This is a genomic window from Nitratireductor aquibiodomus NL21 = JCM 21793 (genome assembly GCF_000615975.1).
Taxonomy (GTDB): Bacteria; Pseudomonadota; Alphaproteobacteria; order Rhizobiales; family Rhizobiaceae; genus Nitratireductor; species Nitratireductor aquibiodomus.
This window is the reverse complement of record NZ_BAMP01000040.1, coordinates 14,110-36,264: the sequence shown is the minus strand read 5'-3', so window position 1 is coordinate 36,264 and position 22,155 is coordinate 14,110. Positions and strand designations below refer to the sequence as shown.

Genomic DNA, 22,155 nt, shown 5'->3' with positions numbered 1-22,155 from the left:
CCCCCCCCCCGGTCAAGGGGTTTGACGCGGCAGATCGCCGGTCTATCGAGCGTCCTTCGGATCGGCCTGATTTGCACGGCCTACTTTGTCGCAAGACCTTGAAAGACGTGAAGTCTTCCTGCGGTCCTGCTTCGCGTATCCGCACAAATCAGGCCGACCATTGCGACCATATTAATAGGTCCTGACCCTAGATCGAATCCGAGACAACGAAACCTGCCGGTAACGGAACCGGACCGACCGCACCGTCAACTTGCATATCTATAATTAGCCGGCTATCTTATTTCTCCACGCAGCGTGGCGGAGTGGTCGGATGGCGAAGCTCGATGAAGCACGGTGACGTGGCGGCTGTTCCTGTCCGTATTCGCGCTCTCTCTCCTCTTGTTTGCCATCGGTGGATAATCCATGAACCGCCTGACAAGAGGCCTCTGCTCGATGTGGTGGGCGGCGGGTTTACCGTCGATCACAACACGGCGGAGATCCACTACAATCTTTCCGTTAAGCAAGTTCGACCGCTGCGACACGGCATGATCATCGAGGCGGATTTCGAAGACCCGGCCGGCAACGGCTATTATGTCGTGCGCGAGCGGGTCCAGCGCTGGCGCAGGCGATACAGTCTGCGTTCGCCGCCTGTCTGCGGGGTGAGGGCCCGCAAACGCTATCTCGTGATGCTTCGGGTTCTGAATGACGGTGGGGATGACGAGCTCTGGCATGATGTCTTTTATGTCACGAGCCATCTGGATGAAGACGTCATGCCCGAGCCCCCTGTCACCACCTGGCCCGGCCGAAACCTGACACCGTATCAATAGAGCGCTGCGGCCTGTTCAGACGGTGGCGAATCTGCTTTCTGGGCTGGATGGAATTCTCCCCGCAACAGGATGCGGCGCTGAACGCCGTGGCAAGCTGGCTGAAGGCCGGTCAGAGCCAGATTTTCCGTCTGTTCGGCTATGCCGGAACAGGCAAGACCACGCTGGCGCGCTATTTCGCCGAACACGTGGATGGCGATGTCCAGTTTGCCGCTTTCACCGGCAAGGCGGCCCAGGTTCTGCGCTCGCGCGGGGCCACAAATGCACGCACCATCCATTCGCTGATCTATCGCCCGCGCGGCGAGGAGGAGGTGGAGGACGAGGTGACGGGCCGCACGTCCATTTCGCCGACTTTCTCGCTCAACCGCCAGAGCCCCATTGCCAAGGCGGCCATGGTGATCATCGACGAGTGTTCGATGGTGGACGAGGCGCTCGGCCGCGATCTGATGTCGTTCGGAACGCCGATCCTGGTTTTGGGCGATCCCGGCCAGCTTCCGCCGATCTCGGGCGGCGGGTTTTTCACCGAGCACGAACCGGATCACCTTTTGACGGAAATCCACCGTCAGGCGCGCGACAATCCGATTATCCAGCTTGCACTCGACGTGCGCGAGGGACGCGAGATTTCCCATGGCGATTATGGCGCGGCCAAGGTGATTTCAAAGGCCGAAGTCGACCAGGATCTCGTGCTGTCGGCCGATCAGGTGCTTGTCGGCACCAACCGCACCCGCCGGCGCTACAACCAGCGCTGCGTGAGCTGAAAGGGTTTGATGCCGAGTACCCGCAGGCCGGGGACAAGCTGGTCTGCCTGCGCAACGATCCGGCCAAGGGTCTGTTGAACGGGTCGCTCTGGAAGGTGATGACCTCTTCCAAGGAGACGGTAAAACCCGGCATCAACCTTCTGGTCTCGCCCGAGGAAGACGATCCCGATCGCGGTGTCGCCAAAATCAAGCTCCTTAAGGCGGCCTTCGAGGATCCGGGCGCGGACATACCCTGGCAGACGAAGAAGCGGTTCGACGACTTTGACTATGGGTATGCGCTGACCGTTCACAAGGCGCAGGGTTCGCAGTGGGATGAGGTGGTGTTGTTCGATGAGAGCTACGCCTTCCGCGATACGCGTCAGCGCTGGCTTTACACGGCGATCACCCGCGCCTCCGAGCGCTTGACCATCGTGCGATAGAGCGGTCACCGGACCTCTTTCGGTGCCTCAGTCGATGATCGATACGTCCGGGTGAAAAGCGTGGGCGACAAACGCGAAGGTGATGTCATGGGCGACATCCCTGCCGTCATGCGTCACACGCACCGTGCCCACCTCACGCCCCTGTGCGATGTCGCCGGTATCGAGCGCGGAGGCCACGCCCTCTATGTAGACAATGCTGTACCCGTCCTGTGAGAACCCGTTCCGCCTTACTCTTTCGAGGCTAACAATGACAGGGCCCTCTGGTGCGCGTATCACCACCACCCGCGCCATGGCTGGAATGTTTTCCGGCATCTCCCCCGAATACAGGAACGGGACCGCAGAACTGTCATAGCCGCGATAGGGGTTGCGTCCATAATCCCGGAAGGCGGGATCGCCCGGAACGAGAACCGCGCCATCAGGATGTGCCTGCCGGAACGCGGCGAAAGACACAATGCGTGACGGTATGAGGGAGAGCTTCTGTCCTTCCAGTTCACCGGCGATGGCTGTTCCGGTGAATTGCTGCCACCAGCTTTCCGTCTCACGGTCATACATGACGAGATCGGAGTTTCTGAGTTTCCCCGTGGTGCCGAACTCCAGTACGCGGCCTTCCAGCCGACGGTCGAAAACGATGGAAGCGTTGCACAACGGGCAGTACGTCACGGCGACGGGCCGGCCTTCGACTTCATCATTGACGATCTCGTGCCAGGTCAGGACCCGCAACGGGTAGGCTCGTGCGGTATCGTTGATGACGAGCTGGATCAACGGTTCACGGTCCGCGAGATCGGTCAGGCTCGACGCCGGGCTAAAACGGGGATTGTCGATGGACGGGATGCCGTCGCGGGGCGGGCCACCTGAGCGGATTTCCTCATGTTGGACAGACATCCGCGAAAAATCGGTCTTCCAGCCCTCGCTTTTCCATCGTGCAGGATCCGCCGTGGCTCCATTGGCAAGGAGGGTGAGAAAAGCGACGGTGATAGCGGGGACTGCAAGTCGCATTACCTTTAGCGTGACGTTTTGGAACTCCCGGGTGTCTGCCCATCTGGAGCGCTTCCACTTTTCCTGGAATTGCTCTGGAGCGCCGTGCGTCCATTCGGACGCACAAAGGGCGCTGCGCGGTAGCGAGCATGTCAGCATGGCTCAGCTTCACAGACCAATCACCTTTGCGTGGTGAAGCTCTCCGCCCGGCGAGCCATTCAGGGGCAGGCCGGTCAAGCCGTATCAATGGGTCCCGACCCTAGCTCGGCTCCGCGCCCAGCCACTTCCACGCCTCTTCCACCTTTTCATAGGGAAAGTACTCCATCTCCATGGAGAAGAACGGGCGGAAGAAGGCGATGGTCGTGCCCATCCAGGCCGGTCCGCCAGCCACTGCATATTTGCGGATATGCTTGAGTGCGTTGGTCTTGCCGATCATCGTCTGCTCCTTGAAGGCGGCCTGCCAGTCGAAACCTTCATAGTCGTGGATGATGACAAGCACGTCGATCCTGTCATGCACTTCGTAGGCGCCTTCGAGCAGGCCGTAGAGGTTTTCCATGTCGGCTGCCGTAATGTGGCCGACGATCTCGAAGGCGTAGGCATCGTCGCGGCTCGTCTCGATGCGCCGCACATTTGGAGGATTGTCGTTGACGGTCATGGTCTGCTCCTGACGGCTTTCCAGCCTGCCTTTCTCGACAACGCGATCTGGGCCTGTCCGTTCCGTCCCGAACGCGGTATGGAGCGATGGTAATGCATCGAGCGCAACAGAAAAGCGGGACGCAACAATGCCGGCAAAACTCTCCGTCAATCTCAATGCTGTCGCAATGCTGCGCAACCGGCGTGGCCTGCCATGGCCGAGTGTGACCGGGCTTGGCCGCATCGCGCTTGAGGCGGGCGCCTGCGGGCTGACCGTGCATCCGCGCCCGGACCAGCGCCATATCCGGTTTTCCGACGTGCCGGAAATCCGCGCGCTGCTCGATGACGAATTTCCCGACCGGGAGTTCAATATCGAGGGGTTTCCCACGGAAGACTTTCTGATGCTTGTCGAGGAGAACCAGCCCGAACAGGTGACGCTGGTGCCTGATGATCCGGCGCAGGCCACCTCCGACCACGGCTGGGATTTTGCGGGGCAGGGCGAGTTCCTCAAACCCATCATCGCGCGGCTGAAGAAGCAGGGCTTCAGGGTTTCGCTTTTTGCGGACCCGGATCCGGGCCAGGTGCCGGCAGCGGCCGCACTCGGGGCGGACCGGATAGAGCTCTACACGGGGCCATATGGCGGTTGCATGATGATTCCGAAAAGGCCGCTATCGAGCTGGAAAAACTTGGCAAAACGGCGGAGGCCGCCGCCGCGCACGGGCTTGGCGTCAATGCCGGTCACGATCTGACGGTGGCGAACCTTCCAGCCTGGCGCGCCGCATGCCGGAACTCTGCGAGGTCTCCATTGGCCACGGGCTCACCGCCGATGCGCTGGAATATGGCATGGCCGAAACCGTGCGCCGCTTCATCCGCGCCTGCGAGGGCTGACCGACCTCCGAATCGCCCATAAATGGTCACGGCATTGCCCAGACCGTTAACGCGCATGGACAGGGATTCTTAGGATTCCCTGATCTATGCAGGGGGCGGGTTTTGAGGTGTTCCATGCGTATCGTTGCAGTGATCATGCTGCTCGCGCTGGCGTTGGCAGGCTGTGCCTCGACGCCGCGCAGCATCAACAATGTCTGTTCCGTCTTCGACCAGAAGCAGGGCTTCTTCGGCGGCTGGTATACGGAGGCCAGGCGCGCTGAGCGCAAATATGGCGTGCCGGCGGAGGTGTTGATGGCCACGATCCGGATCGAATCCGGCTTCGATGCCGATGCGCGCCCGCCACGCCGCAAGCTGCTCGGCTTCATCCCTTGGAAGCGCGCTTCCAGCGCCTATGGCTATTCGCAGGCGCTCGACGGTACCTGGGAGCGCTACAGGCGCGAGACGGGCAATGTGATGGCGCGGCGCACGAGCTTTGCGGATGCGGTGGATTTCGTCGGCTGGTATCACCAGACCAGCAACCGCACCAATGGCGTGGCGCTCAACGATGCTACGGGCTTTATCTCAACTACTATGCCGGGCATGCGGGCTATCGGCGCGGTGTCTGGCGCAACAATCCGCAGATGCAGAAATCCGCCCGCAAGGCCGCTGGCATGGCCAATCAATATGGTCAGCAGATGCGGCAGTGCGGGCGTTGATGCCTGCCACCTGGTACCCCGAATAGAAGCGATCCTGTGCCCCCGCACCAACTCAATGCGGGGCTCCGTGTTTCATTCCAGCGCATTTTCCCGAAGTGCGGCGATGATACCTACGAACCGGCTTGCAATCCTGCGGATCGTGTGACAGAACCGTACCGTACGGTACGATACGAGAGCGGGAACAGAAACCTTCGTGCGCCACATGCCGGAAATGCAGGATGACTATACGCCACGCCAGCGCGCGGTGCTGGACAAGGCGCTCGGGCTCCTGGTGGAGGGCGGTGAACGCGCGCTGACGACCGCAGGGCTGGCGCGGGCGGCCAATTGCTCCAAGGAAAGCCTCTATAAATGGTTCGGTGACCGCGACGGGCTTCTGGCCGCGATGATCGCGCATCAGGCGAGCAAGGTGCGCGCACGGATCGACGGCGGCGAGAAGCTCGACCATGGGCGCTTTCGCACGCATCTGGTGGATTTCGCCAATGATCTTCTGCAGGTTCTGGGGGGCGATGTATCGCTGGCGCTCAACCGGCTGGCCATCGGGCAGGCGAGCCGCGAGGATAGCCGGCTGGGCGCGCTTCTCATTGAGCGGGGCAGACATGGCATCGACAAGCGCGCGGGCGCGCTTCTGGAGGCGGGCCGGCAGCGCGGCCTGATCGCCTATGGCGACCGCGATGCTGCCTATCACACATTCTATGGCCTGATCGTGCGCGACCTTCATGTGCGCATGCTTCTGGGCGAGGCCGGCGTACGCCAGCCGGAGAATTACGCCGCGCTCGCAGAGGAGGCGGTGGAGCAGTTTTTCGTTCTCTTCGGAGTGCGAAAAGAAGAGACGACCGGCCGGGACAGGGTCTAGGCAGTCGAAAACGGACAACAGTCAGTTGGATCAGGAAAGGAACTGAGTATGCGGGTGTATTACGATCGCGATGCCGATCTCAATCTCATCAAGAGCAAGAAGGTCGCCATTATCGGTTATGGCAGCCAGGGCCGCGCCCACGCGCTGAACCTGAAGGATTCTGGCGCCAAGGACATCGCCGTGGCACTGCGTCCGGGCTCTGCGACCGCCAAGAAGGTCGAGGCCGATGGCCTCAAGGTGATGTCGGTGGCCGAGGCAGCCGCTTGGGCCGACCTGATGATGATGGCCACGCCCGACGAGCTGCAGGCCGGCATCTACAATTCCGAGATCGCGCCGAACATCCGCGACGGTGCGGCCATTGCCTTCGCGCATGGCCTCAACGTGCATTTTGGCCTGATCGAGCCGAAGAAGACCGTCGACGTGCTGATGGTTGCGCCGAAGGGCCCGGGCCACACCGTGCGCGGCGAATATGAGAAGGGCGGTGGCGTGCCGTGCCTGGTCGCCGTTCACCAGGATGCTTCCGGCAATGCGCTGGACCTCGGCCTTTCCTACGCCTGCGGCGTTGGCGGCGGCCGTTCGGGCATCATCGAGACCACGTTCCGCGAAGAGTGCGAGACGGATCTGTTCGGTGAGCAGGTCGTTCTGTGCGGCGGTCTGGTCGAGCTCATCCGCGCCGGCTTCGAGACGCTGGTCGAGGGCGGTTACGCTCCCGAGATGGCCTATTTCGAGTGCCTGCACGAAGTGAAGCTGATCGTCGACCTCATCTATGAGGGCGGCATCGCCAACATGAATTACTCGATCTCCAACACCGCAGAGTGGGGCGAGTATGTCACGGGCCCGCGTATCATCACGGCAGAGACCAAGGCAGAGATGAAGCGCGTTCTGCACGACATCCAGTCCGGCCGTTTCACCACCGAGTGGATGCAGGAGTGGCACGCAGGTGCGGCCCGCTTCAAGGCGACCCGTCGCCTGAACGACGAGCATCCGATCGAGGAAGTTGGCGAGAAGCTGCGCGGCATGATGCCTTGGATTTCCAAGAACAAGCTGGTGGACAAGGAAAAGAACTGATCTTTTCCAAAGTCTCAGACAGAAGGCCGCGGCATCGCCCGCGGCTTTTTTGCATCTGGACGGTGTGAAATCTGTTTCGGGATGAAACAGGTTTCTGGCACGTTTTTAGCTACAGAAGCCTCATGGGAAGGTTGGCCTTGAGGAGGCAAGGATGATGTCGGATACGGAAAAGCCCACAGGTCCCGAAAACCCGGTTCACACCGAGCGGCGCGAGCATGCGCGTGAAGATGTCGAACGCCGCGCCAGGCTTTTCTGGAACAATGGAAGCTGCATGCTTCCTGGGGTCGTTCTCGACCTGAATGAAGACGGTGCCCGCATCCGTTTTGGCGATATCTGTGCCATTCCCGATGAGGTTTACGTCGAGATCGAAGGCAGCGACCGTGTGCGCCCGGCGGTTATCCGCTGGCGAAGCCTGACGGAGATCGGCGTGGCATTTGATTGAACTTTGAGGTGGGCTAGCGACATCGTCCCGCTGCCTGCCACTTCAAAGGCTCGCAAGCGCTGTATCTTGCAGAGATTTCTCGCGTCATGTTTTCCATTTGACTGCTTGATTTAAAATTATGGCTTATAAATAATTTTGAAAAATTTACTTTATGTACCTAGTCTTTACATGTATTCTTCCAATTTATTTTGGAGAATGTTTTGAATAAGTTCTCATTATATTCGTTTCCTTTGTCTTTATTTTTATATTCCTCCGCTTGTGCGTGGGCGGAAGATGGCGCTGGTATGATCGAGAGGAAAATGGATGTGACTTCACGTTGCCTTGAAGCGGCACGCGTGACCTGGGCAGCCCCTCTCGTTCTGCCTGACGATGGTGGATTCACCAAATACGGCGTAGCAGTCGTCGCTGGCCCTGGCCTGTCTGATGCTTATCGTCCGGCGTTCGTCTGCCTGGTCGATTTGGAGACGGGTGTGGTGGAGTTGTCGAAAGGCCTGGACATCAGTCCTCTCCTGCCAGGCGTTCGAGCGCTGACAGGAGAGTGAGGTCATACAACAACGATTGAGTTGTGCAATCAGGTGCCGGATTGCCACGGCTCGAGGTTCAAGAATTTTCTTCCAAGCTCTATAAGCTCGGCCGTCTTTGAATTCTTTTTCTCTCATTCGCGCGGGTCGCCGGGGAAGGCGTCGCGTTTGGGGTGGTCCAGTTTGCGCCAGAGGCGGAGGCGTTCTTCTTCGTTTCCGTATTCGGCCGGATGCATGGCGATATACTGGTTCATTCCCGATGAGGTTTATGTCCAGATGGAAGGCAAAGACCGTGTGTGCCCTGTCGTCATCCGCTGGCGAAGTCCGACGGAGATTGGCGCGGCGTTTGATTTATGGGACGGGTGCCGGACGTGAATCCCGTCCGGCACGGTTAGCCTATTTTGCGGCGAGCGCATCAATGATGGTTTTGCCGTCCTCGAAGGAGATCTTGGCCTTGTCCAGACGGATTTCTGTGCGCTCATCGGTAAGGACGACATTGCCGCTCGCATGCAAAACGTTGGTGTCGTCCACTGTGATTTCTTCAGCGCTCACTTCGAATCGATCAAGATTGGAATTATCATCCGCGGCGAGTGCAGATCCGCTTGTTATGATCATTGATATAATTGAAATTGATATTCTATTCATTACCTAAAACCATTGTTTTTTAAAGCGTTAATTAATTCTACGCCTGCCTGGTTATTCAGTGTTTGCGGCAAATGTGTGTGCGGGGTTTTTCGCAATGTATCGAAGACGGACAAAGCGGGCAGGCGTAAACAGGCCTTATCCCTGGCCAACGGGAAGCGGTTTGCTTCCATCGAAAGCGATAGATCCTGAACCCTGCTTCTTTTCAAATATGCGGCGACCAGGGTTCGCCTCGGACGGCAAACCCTTCTCGTGATCTCACGTCTCAATCCCAACCCTTCAACCCCAGCAACTTCTCCCCCAGCTCCGTAAGCTCGGCCGTCTTGGCGTTCTTCTTTTCCCATTCGCGCGGGTCGCCGGGGAAGGCGTCGCGTTTGGGGTGGTCCAGTTCGCGCCACAGGCGGATGCGTTCCTGGCGTTCTTCCTCGTTCTCGTATTCGGCCGGGTGCATGGAGATGTATTGCGCCATCCGCGCCCGGTCCTTCGAATGGTTCGGCCGCACGCCATGCGCCAGGAGCGAATTGAAAATCAGGAGATCGCCCGCTTCCATGTCGATGTTGGTGATTGTGAAACCGGTCGTGTCCGGGTGCATCGGGTCTCGGTCTTCGGGCTGGGTCTTTACCCATTCCTCAAAATGCTCGAAGAGCTCGGGAATGCACTGGAAACCGCCGACATCGCCATCCTGCTTTTTCAGGCTCAAAACGCCCTGAACGCCGATGGGCAGTGGGCGGATCGATGTGTCTGCATCCCAGTGGATGAAGCCGTCGGGGTTGCCGGGGTTTTTCTTCGGCGCATTGAGATTGGCGCGGTCGATGGTCACCCAAAGGTCCTCCCGGTCCCAGATGTCCACGAAGGCGTCGTAGACCCGCGGTTCCATCCGGTTGTCCCACAGATGCTGGTGATTGTAGATCTCCAGCATGCCGGTGTTGTTGAGCTCCTTCATTTTGTGCTCGCGGCGCTGCGGGGCGTACCAGGTGGAAGGATCGTTCGGGTCTTTCTCGTCAAACGTCCAGAGCAGGTCGACGAGACGTTCGACATTCTCCTGCGGCACGGCCTGACGGACGATCACGTAGCCCCTGGTGGTCCAGTGCTGCCAGTCTTCGGGTGAAAGAACGCGCAGGGGCAGCGTCTTCTCGATGTCTTTTAGCTGCGTGCCCATCTTGCTGGTCGAAGGGTGCGCGTCGCGTTTGATGACCGCTTCCTGCATGGTTTCCTCCCTGGTGTCCTGCATTGCTGGCAAAAGAATACTGCGGGAACCCATGGCGGTGTTGTACTGACATGGCCGATATTGATACAATTATGGCGTTTTGTAACGAGGTAGCGCCCGATGAGGCCGTTTCTTGAGACATTGCCAACCGTGCCGGGGGCATCCTGGAGCATGCTCAACCGGCGGCTCGACGATGGCATTCCCTTCGAATGGCACCACCATCCCGAATACGAGCTGACGCTGACGCTCAATTCGAAGGGACAGCGTTTTGTCGGCGACCATGTCGGCGAATACGGCGATGGCGATCTGGTGCTGGTGGGGGCGAACCTGCCGCACACATGGGCTTCGCGCACACGGCCGGACCCGGCGCAGCCACATGTGGCGCTGGTCATGTGGTTTCGCCATGAATGGGCGCAGGCACTGGGGGAGGGGTTTGCCGAACTGCGCCCCATCGCCGGGCTTCTGGCGCGCGCGGAGGCGGGGCTTGCCTTTTCGCCACATGTTTCCGCGCGTGCGCGGCCGATGATTGAATCCCTGTTCGAGGTGGAACTGGCCGAGCGGTTTCTCGCGCTGGTCAGGGTTCTTCTGCTTTTGGCCGGGGACGGGGATGCCGAACCTCTTGCAAGCACAGTGGCCGCCCGCGATCTCGACCGTGCCGACCGCGAGCGGATCGACCGGGTATTGCTGCATATCCACACGCACTATGCGGAAGGTCTCAGCAATGGGGATCTGGCCGGGATCGCCGCGCTCAGCGCGTCCGGCCTGCATCGCCTGTTTCGCCGGCACATGCGCACCAGCATTTCCGACTATGTGATGCGGCTGCGTATCGGCGAGGCCTGCATGCGCCTTTCATCGGGAGATCAGCCGATCGGCCATGTGGCCGAGGCGGTGGGCTATCATTCGCTCGCCAATTTCAACCGACAGTTCAAGGCGCTGCGCGGCATGACGCCCCGCGCCTATCGGGCGCTGTTTCGCGGTTAAGCGTCATTGCCCGCGGCGGACGGCGACATTCTGGAGCGTCCCCGCTTTTCCTGGAATTGCTCTATCGCCCATAGGGCGAGACGCAGCGCCTGCGCGGTCCCTTGTAGGGCTGAAAGCTGTTGTCGCCGGCCCGGTAGGAGCGATATTTTTTGCTGCACCAGGCAAGATGTGCCGCACGGGCATTGTGGCCCGGATAGGCGCGCGGCATCGCCCGCTGGTAGGTGTGTTCCGGCTGGTAGCGCCAGTAAAACGACCGTGTTCCGTGTCGTGGCCGGAGGAGCGGCCGTCCCAGGCCGTAAACATCGTTGAAGCCGTAGAAATAGCCTGCGAAGCGGCCATGCGGATCGTGCCAGCGCGACCATGAGGGAATGGCGCGGTCGTGCAGCCGGTACATCGTGCGGCAACGCTCGATCCAGTGGCGGCGATGCATGTCGCCAAGCGTCAGTTGCATGCGGCCGGGAAAGAGACGCCGCATCGCGCGGCGTTCGTTCCAGCTCTCCAGGCAGACACGGTTCCCGGCTGAAAGAGTGAGACGACCGGCAGACGCATTCTGGGCGCCGAGTAGACAAAGAGCGACAATCAAGAACAGTTTCAAAGAACGCATTTTCTACAACTCCAGATAGATTTTCTGGACTTTACTCGCGTCCTCCTGTCATAAAAGTCGGATTGTCGTAACAGTTTCTGCAAATTGTTCCGGTGCAGGGAAACGGCCATGAAAAATGGCGCGGACCGGCCGCGCCATTCTCGGTAATCCAGCCTGCTTCCTACCGGAAATACGGTGAGATGCAGGGCCTGCGCGGGCCGTGATAGGGCTGGAACGTGTTGTCGAACGCCCGATACGACCGATAGCGGTTGTAGCACCAGCGGACATGCGCACGAGACAGCCTCACAGGCCGGCCATAATAGGGGCGGGCAGGGCGCGGGCGAACGTGGTAGGGCCGGTAGTAATAGGGAGCGGGGCGGCCAAACTCGAAATAGAAGCCCGCGCGCGGGCGATGCCGGTGCCATTTGCGGCGTTCGTGGTGGCGGCGCCATTTCCTGCGATCCCGCCGGTCGACCTGCACGACAGGGGTTTCAGCCACCGAACGCTCAACCGCGCTCGAGGCTGCACCGCTGGCGATACCAAGCGCATTGGCATTTGCTGGCGCACCGACGAAGACGAAGCCCAGGGCGAGCAGGCCCGAACAGGCGATTTTTGTCAGTCCGTGTTTCATAGTGGTCTCCTGATTTCCAGACCCCCAAAAAATGCCCCTTCATCTCCTTTGCTCAAGCAATGTCAGAGATGCTTATAGTATCAGAAGCAAGCATAAACTCCATGAACGTGTGATGAATGGCAGCGTTGCCGGGCCTTTGAGCCAGGGATCAGGGACGAAGGCAGGGGCGCGATCAGGGCGTGACGAGGGTGCGGGCCAAGGGGTGGGCCAGAGTGCGGACTTGTAATCCGCGCTGCACCGTTTAAACGTGCAGGCATGTCGCTCCGGCTTGCCACTTTCAACGTCGAAAACCTGATGAACCGGTTCGATTTTTCCGGTTTCCGCAACGATTTGCATCGGGATCGCGCGCTTTCGCTCTACGAGATCGAGGATGAGGCGCATTATCGAGCGCTCGAACAGGCGCGCGCAGTTGCGCTGACGGACGACGCCAGGCAATTGACCGCGCTTGCCATCGCGGCGACGCGCGCTGATATTCTGTGTCTTCAGGAAGTCGACAATATCGCCGCGCTCAAGGCATTCGAATACGGCTACCTCTTCAAGATGATCGGCAATGGCTACCGCGAGAAATATTCCGCTTCCGGGAATGATTCACGCGGCATTGACGTGGCGGTGATGATGCGGCCCGAGACCGCGCATGGTCAGCCGATCGAATTTGAGCGCATGACCAGCCACGCGCATCTGACCTTCGCCGATCTCGACCTCCACAACGAAGCGCTGGCGGAACTCGGGATCGAGCCACAGGACCGCATTTTCCGCCGGGACTGCCTGGAACTCGACATCAAGGTCGGTGGGCGGCCCATGACGCTTTACGTCGTGCATTTCAAGGCCATGAGCCCGCCGCGCAACGGCATGGACGGGCGCACGGCCTCCATGCCGGTAAGAATGGCCGAGGCTGCGGCGGTTCGGCGGATCATCGAGGAGCGCTTCGGTGGAGCGGAGCGGGCTTCTGCGAAGCGCTGGGTCATCTGCGGTGACCTGAACGACTATCGCGAGCGCGTCGTCATTTCCGGTGAAGCGCATGAGGGCTACCGGTTCGAGCCCGTGCGGGAGCCGCTTTCGAGCGTCAACACGCTGACGGCCGGCGGTTTCTGCCAGAATCTCGTCGAACGCCGCCCCGAGATGAACCGCTGGACGCTTTATCACACGCGCGGGCCGCAAGAACGTCATCTTTGCCAACTCGACTATCTGCTTGCCTCGAAGGCGCTGGCGGAGCGGAACCCCCGCGCGGTTCCGGATATTGTCCGTTCAGGCCAGCCCTGGCGCACGATCTTTCCACCGGAACAGGACGTGCCCCGTTTTCCGCGCGTTGGCTGGGATCGCCCGAAGGCATCCGACCATTGTCCGGTGGTGGTTCAACTCGACATCACCTGACCGGGACCTGACCGGGTGGACGGCGTATTCGACGGTCATTCATGCCGCAGGGCGTCGATGGGGTCGAGCCGCGCGCCGCGCAATGCAGGAAAAAAGCCGAACACGATGCCGATCATGGCCGAGACAGCCGCGATTGCGCTGACCGCCGTGAGGTTCGGCACAAAGCTGACATTCATGAACGCAGTGACGACCCATGCAATGGCAAGGCCGAGCCCGATGCCGATCAGCCCGCCGAGCAGCGAGAGCACGGATGCCTCGGTCAGGAACTGAACCAGAATGTCGCGCTGGCGTGCGCCGATCGCCATACGGATGCCGATCTCACGGGTGCGCTCGGTTACCGACACCAGCATGATGTTCATGATGCCGATGCCGCCCACCAGCAGGCTGATGGCGGCGATGGCGCCGAGTATGGCCGTGACATTGCCGATGATGCTGCCCGCCTGTCGCATATATTCGGCCATGTCGTCGACCTGAAAATCGTCGTTGCGCCCAGGTGCTATCCGGCGGAGACGGCGCATCTCTTCGGCAACCCGCACTTTCAGTGGTGCTACCAATGCCTCGCTGGGGGCGTTGATCAATATCTGGGCAAGCTCATTCCTGCCGCTGATCCGGATTTGAAAGAGACCGAGTGGAATGAGGGCGAGCGTGTCCTGGTCCCCGGAGAATGAAGCGCCCTTAGGTGCGAGTTCACCGACGACCCGGCAATGCGGGTGGCCGATGCGAATGCGGGCTCCGATGGGGTTCTCCGTGCCGAAAAGGGCCTTGGCCACCTTGCTGCCGATCACACAGGTTCCGGCATGGCTGGCCACCTCGAGGGGAGAGAGTAGGCGACCGCGCTTCAGTGTCCATTCGCGCAGCGTGAAATAGGATTCGCTCACGCCCCGGATCTGTGCCGAGAGGCCTCGCGCCCCATAGGAAACGCGTAGCCGGGTTTCGGCCTGGGCGGCAATGGTTGCGTGCTGGCCAATGGATTTGTCCAGGTTCATCAGGTGCTCGTTTGTGAGTGGCTGCACCTTGATTTCGGCTGGAGAAGCGGGATCACGAACCATGCCGGCAAAGGCGAAAATCAGGCGACTGCCCTGGCCGGCCATTTCGGCACGTATCTGCTCCCTGGCACCGCCGCCGATGGTCAGCAGTGCGATCACCGCCGCCACGCCGATGATGACACCCAGAAGCGTCAGGAGTGAACGCATCTTGTTGCGGGCGATGGAGCGCAGCGCGAGACGGACAGACTCCAGGAACATCAGACTGCCGCCCCGGCATCGCTGTCGAAGGCGATGCGTCCGTCATGAAAGCTGATCTGGCGGCTGGCAAAGGCTGCGATGTCGGCCTCGTGGGTCACCATGACGATGGTCAGCCCGCGTTCACGGTTGAGCGCCGTCAGCAGCGCCATGATTTCGCGGCTGCGCTCTGTGTCCAGATTGCCGGTCGGTTCGTCGGCCACGAGCAAGGTCGGCTCCGACACCAGTGCACGGGCGATGGCGACGCGTTGCTGCTGACCGCCGGAGAGGGCGGCCGGTGTGTGGTGCCTGCGTCCTTCGAGCCCGACCTGTTCCAGAGCCTTTTCGGCCATGGCGTGTCGCGCAGGGGGCGGAAGACCACGGTAGATGAGTGGAAGCTCGACGTTTTCGAGTGCCGTCGTTCGGGGCAGGAGATTGTAGCCCTGAAACACGAATCCGATATGCCGGTTGCGCAGTTCCGCCCTGCTGGCGTTGTCCAGCCGACCGGCATCCGAGCCCATGAAACGGTAGATGCCGCGGGACGGAACATCGAGGGCGCCGAGAATGTTCATGGTGGTGGATTTCCCAGAGCCCGAGGGCCCGGTTACGGCGGTGAATGTTCCCCGTTCGATCCCGAAACTGACGCCTGAGAGTGCATGGACCTGTGTGTCGCCCCCGCCGTAGCTGCGCCACACATTCTCGAATGCGAGAAGCGGCGCGGTTTTGCCCGGCGCGTTCATTGCGCGTGCGCACCGGTCAGATCGCCGGTGATGACGCTCTGGCCCTCCGACAGGCCGGAGAGCACCTCGACCTTCTCCCAGTTGCGCACGCCAAGCCGCACACGTACCGGCTTTAGCTTGCCGTTTTCAAGCACGTGAACGAGGGCGGAGCCCCGCGGCTCTCCGGGCCCTTTCAAGATCGGCTCCTCTTCAATGATCTGCGGCCTGTACCGCAAGGCGCTGGAAGGGATTAGGAGAGCGTTTTTGGCTTCGTCCGTTTTTATCGACACGGAAGCGGTCATGCCCGGGCGCAGCTTGAGGCCGCTGTTGCGAACGTCGAGATTGGCCTCATAGGTAACCAGATTGTCATCGTTTTTGTGGGCGAAGGACACAGCGCGGATCGCCGCGCGGAAGGTCCGGTCGGGATAGGCGTCGACCGTGAAACTCGCCTCCTGCCCCTGAGCGACCGCGCCGATATCGGCTTCGTTGATCTTTGCGATGAGTTCCATCCGTTCCAGGTCTTCGGCGAGGATGAAGAGCACACCGTCGTCGGATGAGGCGAACATTGTTTTGCCCGGTTCTGCGCTGCGCGAGAGCACCACGCCATCGATGGGCGAGCGGATCGTCGTTCGACTGAGATTGAAGCGCTTGAGCCTGAGTTCCACCTGCTTGACCGAAAGATCGGCTCTGGCAGTGGCGACCCGGTTCTGCGCCCGATCATATTCGGCCTGCACGTCTTCCAGCTTTTGCTCGCTGAGCGCGTTTTTGGCTCTGAGAGCCCTGGCGCGAGCGAGCTTCCTTTCGGCTTCCTTCAATGAAATCCCTGCATCGGACAGGCTTGCCTGCGCTGTTTCCACAAACGCCTCCCCGCGTTCCACCTCATATTCGAAAACCGTGGAATCGAGCTTTGCGAGGATGTCGCCACGCCGGATGCGCTGATTTTGTCGAACGGGCACGGACTGAATCGTGCCTTTCAGCTCGCTTGAAATCTCGATCTGCGTGCGCGGGCGCAGGACAGCCGTTGTCGCGACCCGTGCGACGAGATTGCCACGTTCCACGAGCTGGCTCGTATAGGCTGCTTCCGGCTGCCCTGACCGGGCGCCTGCAAAGAACCAGATGCTGGCCGCCAACAAAGCTGCGCCCGTCAGCAGCAGGGACCAGCGGCGTTTTGTTCCTGATGACCTGGCTTTAGCGCTGGGGTCTTGCGCGATCGCCGATGCGGCCCCGCCGGATTCATGATCGGTCATTTTCATGGTCCGCCTGTCGTTTGCAGTGCGCCCCGTTCGCGGTGACGTGGTATGACGAGTGTGGGCAAAAGATGGCAAAGCGCTGCCGGATCGACCGTATTGTCCGAATGGCGTGCATATTTCCGTGAGAGGCGAGATGACTGGGCGAAACTATTATATTTACGACGTTTTTTCCGATGAGGCTCTGGCGGGAAATCCGCTGGCCATCGTGCTCGATGCAGAGGGCCTCGACGATACGGCCATGCAGCGGATCGCGGATGAGTTCAATCTCTCGGAGACCGTGTTCGTGCTGCCAGCGGAGAATGACAACCACGCCGCCCGGCTGCGCATCTTCACACCCCGTACGGAACTGCCTTTTGCCGGACATCCGACGGTCGGGACAGCCATTGCACTGGCGGAGCGGGCGGGCACCGGTGACGACGGCATTCAGACCTCCATCCTGATGCTTGAAGAAGCGGTCGGGGCGGTGCGTTGTGCGGTGACCGTCGGGAAGAGAGCGGCCTATGCTGAGTTCGATCTGCCCAGACTTCCGGTGTCTTTGCCGATTCCGATCGAACCGGAGGCGGTGGCTGCGGCCCTCGGGCTCGGGCATCATGAAATCGGGTTCGAGAACCACACAATCAGCACCTGGAGCGCCGGCGTGCCCTATGTGTGCGTGCCCGTCGCCGATCTGGATGTCGCGCGCCGTGCCCGGATCGACGCAGCGCTCTGGCGCTCACTTCTTCCCGAACTGGAGGGGCCGGCTGCCGCTCCTTACATCTATTGCCGGGAGACGGTGAACCACGATCATGCATTTCATGTGCGCATGTTTGCCCCGGATGACGGGATCGCAGAGGATCCGGCCACCGGCTCGGCGGCTGCAGCCTTTGCCGGTGCAATCATGCAGTACGATGCCCTGGTCGACGGGTCGCATGGTCTGCTGATCGAACAGGGCATTGAAATGGGGCGACCGTCCAGCATTCGCCTCGAAATCGATGTCCACGGGGGTGCGGTCGAATCCGCCCGCATCGGTGGCCATGCGATCCGCGTGGCGGAGGGCAGGCTGTTGATTTGAGCAATAAGTGACAAACTCGTGTCAGAGTGTCTTGCATGCTTGCACGAAACCGTTTAAGGAGCCGGTCATTCGGTTGACGGCGACCTGATTGCCGCACGAAATGGTCGGGTGATTAGCTCAGTTGGTAGAGCAGCTGACTCTTAATCAGCGGGTCACAGGTTCGAGCCCTGTATCACCCACCAATAATTTCAACGACTTACGATAGATGCGATGCCGTGGCGATAAAATTTGTCGCCACCGTGTCGCCACCGCTTGATAAGACGACCCAGCGCACATTGCGCTAGATGAGTCTGGTTGACGCTTGTCCATCCGCGGTTAGAGTGCCTCAGCATTCGAAAATCGAAGGAGGGTTGAGAATCATGCACAAGTTTGAAATCTACCGCGATAAGGCTGGCGAGTACCGCGTTCGCTTCAAATACAACAGCGAGATCATGTTCTCGACCGAAGGCTATTCCAGCAAGTCCAGCGCTCAGAACGCAATCGAATCGATCAAGAAGAACGGCCCGAACGCTCCAATCGAAGATAATTCCTAGAAATACGGAAGCCCCGCCGCATAGGTGTGCGACGGGGCAGGGTGGTGTGGTGTGCGGTTGAAAGGCTAATGCTGGTAGACGGTAGTGGTGGCTTCGTCTTTGACGCGTCGCGCCTTTGCGGCTGCATAAAACGCATTCCGCAGTTCTAATACCTGGTCGCCCGCGCGGTCGGCATAATCGAACAGCACTTCAAGATCGGCATTGAGGTAGCTGTTGAACCCACGCTCCCAGTCTGGGTTGACCTTTTTCATCCCTTCAATGTCGCGGCGCACCGACTCTCCAATCACTGCAATCGCCCGAGCAAGGCGGGCCAAGTCGCATATCGGCGCCTCCAGTTCGAGCAGTGCGTGTTCGCGCGGATTTGGCATTTCATTAATCATGTCGGCTTGATCCTGTTGTCTCTGTCTGCGAAAACGAATACCTTGTATTCAAAACACGATATGAATACCCTGTCAACAGGATCAGATACGATGATAACAGGTGAGCAAATCCGTATGGCGCGTGCCGCATTGAGGATCGGGGTTAGAGAACTTGCTAAGCTGGCTGATGTCGCGCCTATGACGATCTCCCGTTTGGAGAATGGTCAATCGGGCGGGCATGCGGATACACTCCGCAAGCTCTGCACCGCCCTTGAACAAGCTGGCGTAGAGTTCATTACGACCGACCGCGGCGAAGGCGTGGTGAAGCTGCGGGAGTCGGAGTAAGCGCCTCCCACCGCCGCAAGCGGATAGCGACTTGTAGGATCGGAGGTATGAGGAAGAAGATTCTGAATCCCCGCTTATCGATTATTACCTTTATTTCAGCAAGGTAATATTTCGTTATTGACTCAGCTCTGATCGCAATCCATGATTGTAGAGTGGTTCAGGGAGGGGATAATGCCGTATTATTGCGTCAATGATACTGCCCAGATCAACGGCGATCATGAAGTGCATGATATGACCTGCGCTTTTCTTCCATCCCGGCGCACAGACCTTGGTTGGCATCAATCGTGCCATTCTGCCGTTGTAGTTGCCAAGAAGCACTACTGGCAATCAAATGGTTGTTATTGGTGCTCAAGAGAATGCCACACGACCTAAGCCGTCTATCGTCATTCAAATCCTTGGGGGATCAAATGAAGCGACTTGTCTCCATAGCTCTAATTGGTTTGTTCGCATCCATAGTTGGTGCGCAGGTTGCCTCAGCCCATAGTGGCAACACAGATGCAAACGGCTGTCACCGCGACCATAAGCGCGGCGGCTATCATTGCCACTAGTGCCATGAGGACACTTTTAGTTGCTGCAGCACTATTAGGAACCGTGGCCTGCAGTTTTGCTTGGGACGGCTACGATTCCGACACGGGCGATGCAGTCGAGATCGAGAAAGGCAATCTTGTACGTAGTGGCAGAGACATCGAGATCTACGATTACGGAGCTGGAGAGTATCGCGACGTGACCGTTGAGCGTATCGAACGGTGGGGATCGACTGTGGAAGTTGAAGTCTATGACAGCGAGTCCGGTGAGTACCGGACGTTTGAGATGGATGACTGAACATCCATCACTTCAGAGATTCGTCTGCCAATCGGAAGAATAGGAGCACTTTGTGCTGAAATCTAAAGCAATTGCTTCTATTTTCATGTGCGCGGTTGCCTCGGGATGTGGCTCACTTACCGTTCCGGTCGTTGTCATCTCTGACACCGGTGACGTGATGCGTGGTACAGCAACTGCGGCAGCTTCCGGCGGATCTTTCCAAGCGTCTGGCAAGTTCAACGGAAAGCCGCTTACGTGCGCAGGCACATATGACTCGTGGAATACCTCAATCACCATTTCGATGCCTGTCCAATGCAACGACGGCCGAAAAGGTTTGGTGATCGCGACCCGAGAAGCCAACGGCATTGATGGCTCTGGTAGGGTGCGTCTCGAGGATGGTACTGAAGCCGATTTCGTCTTCGGAAAAGCCGCTAATGCATTCTAATTTCGCCGGCCGTTTGTTCGTCGCCAGGGGAGTACTATGCGAATACGGGCAGTCTGCGGCACCGCAATCTTGTTGAGCGGCTGCGCCACGGGACAAATGCCATACTCAGGCGTGGTGCTCGATCAAAGTTTCACGATCTCTGGCGAGAGCACCGCTTGTACTGGCAGGTATGTTCGCGGTGAAGAGGAGACTGAAGTCACTGCGCCTATTGCGTGCCAGGATGGCCGGACTGGCACGATAGCAATCAGAACCAATAGTGACGGCCATCCTTTGGTTGGGACTGCTTCTCTGGCAGACGGCTCAACAACGCATGTGGTTTTTCAGCCACTTCTCGGCGATCGCCATGCCCGTGCTCGCGCAACCGACCTGAGGGAGACTTCGAGGGAATTTGTCGCTGCCCAGCAGCGTACGCCGTCACAGCGAGCAACATATTCGAGGGCTTCAGCCTTTCGAACCTACTACCGCGGTCCGCGTGGCGGCTGCTACTACATCAATTCAAATGGAAACAAGACCTATGTCGATAGGAGTCTGTGTCGATAGGTGGGGTTGATCGGATAATGCGATCTGGCGGCGCGCGGAGTTCGTGAAATGGGGCGAGATGCGGAGAGCGGGGTTGCTAGGGGACTTTATGTAGGTCCAGAAACATAATTGGTTCTGGTCGATCTCTATTGGAGACTGTGTCTACAAGCGTAAATCCGCACTTTTCGTAGAATTTTATCGATTTTTGCTTGGAATCAACAACTGCAAACCTACAGCCTACAATCGGACAGATGGCTTCCTTGATCATCCCCAGTGCGAAGTGAACTAAGCTCTTCCCCAAATCATTTCCCCGAAAGCGTTTATCAACTGCTAAGCGTGCGATTTTGACTGCTGGGTAGCTCTTGTAGTTGTAGGTGAGATCGGGGGCGGGGAGGTCTTCTTTGCGCTCGGTGGTTATCTCTGCGCAAATGAGTGTAATGTAACCGACAATCTTCGCATTTTCATCGAAAAACGCGTAGGTTTTAGCTAGATTTTGCGCATGATATCCTTTTGCGTCCCGCTGCAAAAAGGTCTTCAAAGGCTGAAAATCTGGATCGCCAAGAGAAAGCCCGGTAACCTTGTCACCGGGCTCTATCGCTCGCAATTCAAGATCTACGTCAGACAATTAGCGACCCTTGGTCGACTTCACTGTCACCTTAACGGTTCCGTTCTTCCGGTAAGAATTGTAAAGCTCAGAGCCGGATTTTACGGAATGTGTTGCAGCCGCCTTGGGCTTGCCGTACGTAACCTGATTGTAAAACTTTTCCGCGTCCACATCAGTTAATCGCACCTGACCGAACGCATGCGAAACAATTGCCATTTCTGCGCTCCTTCCTTTTTTGGTGAAATTATAAGCAGACGAGTGCATATATAGATGATTGACGCGGGCTTCGCAACGTGCTACGGAACTCGCGTCTCGTTCCGTAGCACGAAACGGCTTTTTTTATAAAAAAAAATCAAAAAAGATTTTTTGCAGCCTTTTACGCGAAACACCCGCTGTTTTTTACGAAAACACCAAAGGGGAATTTGATTGCCCCCTCACGCGATCGCGTACCGTTGACGCTTCTGACAACCACACGTCATATGGTGGTGGGGGCAATCGACGACCACCCCGCCAGCGCTTCTTTTCACGCCGAAACGGTTCGTTACTAGCCGTCCATTTGCGAATCCCGGCATCAATAGGTGCGGCGGACCTGACTCGGACCGACCGGCCGGCGCTGACGAGCCGCCCTCCGAAGCGTCGACCGACCTACGCCATCACACCAGTGTAGGTGCAAAGCCCACCCGCTACCTTTGGTCGCCAGCGAGCGAGAATTCTCCCTTGAGCGCCCCAAGCCTTAAGGTGTGAACCCCAACAATTCGCTCGTTGGCGCTTGCCCCAAGCGCAGCGCATCCAGACCGTCGCAGAGTGTGTCCAGCATCGCCGAGTGTTTTGATTTGCAT

Annotated in this window: 26 protein-coding genes, 1 tRNA gene and 3 pseudogenes; 18 read left to right on the top strand and 12 right to left on the bottom strand. The window is 58.9% G+C overall.

The annotated features are described in order from the left end of the window. The first annotated feature begins 323 nt into the window (after window positions 1–323). Window positions 324–806, top strand: coding sequence for a hypothetical protein (locus JCM21793_RS25685; RefSeq protein ID WP_155983441.1), 483 nt, complete (start codon window positions 324–326; stop codon window positions 804–806). Between the two features lie 47 nt (window positions 807–853). Next, window positions 854–1,980, top strand: a pseudogene (locus JCM21793_RS25680) (ATP-dependent DNA helicase). A gap of 27 nt (window positions 1,981–2,007) precedes the next feature. On the opposite strand, the gene JCM21793_RS12550 reads toward JCM21793_RS25680, so the two are convergent. Continuing rightward, a complete protein-coding gene (locus JCM21793_RS12550; RefSeq protein WP_244439743.1) occupies window positions 2,008–2,862 on the bottom strand; it encodes a DUF3179 domain-containing protein in 855 nt (284 codons plus the stop codon). 352 nt (window positions 2,863–3,214) lie between these two features. Then, entirely contained in the window at window positions 3,215–3,610 is a 396-nt protein-coding gene (locus tag JCM21793_RS12545) for a SpoIIAA family protein (RefSeq protein WP_007007762.1), read from the bottom strand. 127 nt (window positions 3,611–3,737) lie between these two features. On the opposite strand from JCM21793_RS12545, the gene JCM21793_RS25675 reads away from it, so the two are divergent. From JCM21793_RS25675 to JCM21793_RS29255, 7 genes and pseudogenes are all read left to right on the top strand, one after another. Next, window positions 3,738–4,337 carry a pyridoxine 5'-phosphate synthase gene (locus JCM21793_RS25675; RefSeq protein ID WP_502685578.1) on the top strand — a complete coding sequence of 200 codons (600 nt, stop codon included), beginning with the start codon at window positions 3,738–3,740 and terminating at the stop codon, window positions 4,335–4,337. Continuing rightward, window positions 4,232–4,498: a pyridoxine 5'-phosphate synthase gene (locus tag JCM21793_RS31740; protein ID WP_502685579.1), complete on the top strand. Its 267-nt coding sequence runs from the start codon at window positions 4,232–4,234 to the stop codon at window positions 4,496–4,498. Before JCM21793_RS25675 ends, JCM21793_RS31740 begins: the two co-directional genes overlap by 106 nt. A 92-nt stretch (window positions 4,499–4,590) precedes the next feature. Continuing rightward, window positions 4,591–5,171: pseudogene (locus tag JCM21793_RS25670) on the top strand (transglycosylase SLT domain-containing protein). 202 nt (window positions 5,172–5,373) lie between these two features. Then, window positions 5,374–6,024, top strand: coding sequence for a TetR/AcrR family transcriptional regulator (locus JCM21793_RS12530; RefSeq protein WP_025030597.1), 651 nt, complete (start codon window positions 5,374–5,376; stop codon window positions 6,022–6,024). A 48-nt stretch (window positions 6,025–6,072) separates the two neighbouring features. Next, window positions 6,073–7,092, top strand: a complete 1,020-nt coding sequence (ilvC, locus tag JCM21793_RS12525) for a ketol-acid reductoisomerase (protein WP_025030596.1) — start codon at window positions 6,073–6,075, stop codon at window positions 7,090–7,092. Window positions 7,093–7,243: 151 nt separating this feature from the next. Then, window positions 7,244–7,534 (top strand): PilZ domain-containing protein, encoded by a 291-nt coding sequence (locus JCM21793_RS12520; RefSeq protein WP_025030595.1) that lies wholly within the window; start codon window positions 7,244–7,246, stop codon window positions 7,532–7,534. Between the two features lie 200 nt (window positions 7,535–7,734). Continuing rightward, a complete protein-coding gene (locus JCM21793_RS29255) occupies window positions 7,735–8,076 on the top strand; it encodes a hypothetical protein (RefSeq protein WP_155983440.1) in 342 nt (113 codons plus the stop codon). A gap of 29 nt (window positions 8,077–8,105) precedes the next feature. Here the strand turns inward: JCM21793_RS29255 and JCM21793_RS30300 are convergent. From JCM21793_RS30300 to JCM21793_RS12500, 3 genes and pseudogenes are all read right to left on the bottom strand, one after another. Further along, window positions 8,106–8,309 (bottom strand): annotated as a pseudogene (locus tag JCM21793_RS30300) (phytanoyl-CoA dioxygenase family protein); the annotation flags it as partial. Window positions 8,310–8,451: 142 nt separating this feature from the next. Continuing rightward, window positions 8,452–8,586, bottom strand: a complete 135-nt coding sequence (locus JCM21793_RS30980) for a hypothetical protein (protein ID WP_280109686.1) — start codon at window positions 8,584–8,586, stop codon at window positions 8,452–8,454. A gap of 376 nt (window positions 8,587–8,962) precedes the next feature. Continuing rightward, entirely contained in the window at window positions 8,963–9,904 is a 942-nt protein-coding gene (locus JCM21793_RS12500; RefSeq protein ID WP_025030593.1) for a phytanoyl-CoA dioxygenase family protein, read from the bottom strand. A gap of 120 nt (window positions 9,905–10,024) precedes the next feature. Here JCM21793_RS12500 and JCM21793_RS12495 point away from each other — a divergent pair, with 120 nt between their 5' ends. Continuing rightward, a complete protein-coding gene (locus JCM21793_RS12495) occupies window positions 10,025–10,885 on the top strand; it encodes a helix-turn-helix domain-containing protein (protein WP_025030592.1) in 861 nt (286 codons plus the stop codon). A 61-nt stretch (window positions 10,886–10,946) separates the two neighbouring features. On the opposite strand, the gene JCM21793_RS28265 is transcribed toward JCM21793_RS12495, so the two are convergent. Next, window positions 10,947–11,489, bottom strand: a complete 543-nt coding sequence (locus JCM21793_RS28265) for a BA14K family protein (protein ID WP_025030591.1) — start codon at window positions 11,487–11,489, stop codon at window positions 10,947–10,949. Window positions 11,490–11,649: 160 nt separating this feature from the next. Further along, window positions 11,650–12,099 (bottom strand): BA14K family protein, encoded by a 450-nt coding sequence (locus tag JCM21793_RS12485; protein ID WP_025030590.1) that lies wholly within the window; start codon window positions 12,097–12,099, stop codon window positions 11,650–11,652. 255 nt (window positions 12,100–12,354) lie between these two features. On the opposite strand from JCM21793_RS12485, the gene JCM21793_RS12480 reads away from it, so the two are divergent. Beyond that, window positions 12,355–13,470, top strand: coding sequence for an endonuclease/exonuclease/phosphatase family protein (locus JCM21793_RS12480; RefSeq protein WP_025030589.1), 1,116 nt, complete (start codon window positions 12,355–12,357; stop codon window positions 13,468–13,470). Between the two features lie 35 nt (window positions 13,471–13,505). Here the strand turns inward: JCM21793_RS12480 and JCM21793_RS12475 are convergent, their stop codons facing one another. From JCM21793_RS12475 to JCM21793_RS12465, 3 genes are read right to left on the bottom strand one after another with little or no spacing between them, the layout of a single operon-like run. After that, window positions 13,506–14,714 carry an ABC transporter permease gene (locus JCM21793_RS12475; RefSeq protein WP_025030588.1) on the bottom strand — a complete coding sequence of 403 codons (1,209 nt, stop codon included), beginning with the start codon at window positions 14,712–14,714 and terminating at the stop codon, window positions 13,506–13,508. Continuing rightward, window positions 14,714–15,430, bottom strand: coding sequence for an ABC transporter ATP-binding protein (locus tag JCM21793_RS12470; RefSeq protein ID WP_025030587.1), 717 nt, complete (start codon window positions 15,428–15,430; stop codon window positions 14,714–14,716). Before JCM21793_RS12470 ends, JCM21793_RS12475 begins: the two co-directional genes overlap by 1 nt. Beyond that, window positions 15,427–16,656, bottom strand: coding sequence for an efflux RND transporter periplasmic adaptor subunit (locus tag JCM21793_RS12465; protein ID WP_025030586.1), 1,230 nt, complete (start codon window positions 16,654–16,656; stop codon window positions 15,427–15,429). The genes JCM21793_RS12470 and JCM21793_RS12465 overlap by 4 nt, the downstream gene beginning before the upstream one ends. A 136-nt stretch (window positions 16,657–16,792) precedes the next feature. Between JCM21793_RS12465 and JCM21793_RS12460 the strand changes: the two genes are divergently transcribed. The 3 genes from JCM21793_RS12460 to JCM21793_RS25660 all read left to right on the top strand — a co-directional run bounded on the left by JCM21793_RS12460 (window position 16,793) and on the right by JCM21793_RS25660 (window position 18,243). After that, window positions 16,793–17,710, top strand: a complete 918-nt coding sequence (locus JCM21793_RS12460) for a PhzF family phenazine biosynthesis protein (protein ID WP_025030585.1) — start codon at window positions 16,793–16,795, stop codon at window positions 17,708–17,710. A gap of 106 nt (window positions 17,711–17,816) precedes the next feature. Beyond that, window positions 17,817–17,892 (top strand) — tRNA-Lys (locus tag JCM21793_RS12455). 174 nt (window positions 17,893–18,066) lie between these two features. Then, complete coding sequence (locus tag JCM21793_RS25660; protein ID WP_081784702.1) at window positions 18,067–18,243, top strand: YegP family protein; 177 nt, start codon at window positions 18,067–18,069, stop codon at window positions 18,241–18,243. A 65-nt stretch (window positions 18,244–18,308) separates the two neighbouring features. Here the strand turns inward: JCM21793_RS25660 and JCM21793_RS12445 are convergent, their stop codons facing one another. Next, window positions 18,309–18,623, bottom strand: coding sequence for a hypothetical protein (locus JCM21793_RS12445; RefSeq protein ID WP_025030584.1), 315 nt, complete (start codon window positions 18,621–18,623; stop codon window positions 18,309–18,311). A gap of 90 nt (window positions 18,624–18,713) precedes the next feature. Here JCM21793_RS12445 and JCM21793_RS12440 point away from each other — a divergent pair, with 90 nt between their 5' ends. The 4 genes from JCM21793_RS12440 (at window position 18,714) to JCM21793_RS29245 (ending at window position 20,193) form a co-directional block, all read left to right on the top strand. Then, window positions 18,714–18,947, top strand: coding sequence for a helix-turn-helix domain-containing protein (locus JCM21793_RS12440; RefSeq protein WP_244439742.1), 234 nt, complete (start codon window positions 18,714–18,716; stop codon window positions 18,945–18,947). 356 nt (window positions 18,948–19,303) lie between these two features. Then, window positions 19,304–19,495 (top strand): YHYH domain-containing protein, encoded by a 192-nt coding sequence (locus JCM21793_RS31490; protein ID WP_370671644.1) that lies wholly within the window; start codon window positions 19,304–19,306, stop codon window positions 19,493–19,495. Beyond that, window positions 19,443–19,769, top strand: coding sequence for a DUF5334 family protein (locus JCM21793_RS12430; RefSeq protein WP_244439741.1), 327 nt, complete (start codon window positions 19,443–19,445; stop codon window positions 19,767–19,769). Before JCM21793_RS31490 ends, JCM21793_RS12430 begins: the two co-directional genes overlap by 53 nt. 52 nt (window positions 19,770–19,821) lie before the next feature. Then, window positions 19,822–20,193, top strand: a complete 372-nt coding sequence (locus JCM21793_RS29245; RefSeq protein WP_155983438.1) for a hypothetical protein — start codon at window positions 19,822–19,824, stop codon at window positions 20,191–20,193. Window positions 20,194–20,809: 616 nt separating this feature from the next. On the opposite strand, the gene JCM21793_RS12420 is transcribed toward JCM21793_RS29245, so the two are convergent. Further along, window positions 20,810–21,337: a GNAT family N-acetyltransferase gene (locus JCM21793_RS12420; RefSeq protein ID WP_081784698.1), complete on the bottom strand. Its 528-nt coding sequence runs from the start codon at window positions 21,335–21,337 to the stop codon at window positions 20,810–20,812. Window positions 21,338–22,155: the final 818 nt, after the last annotated feature.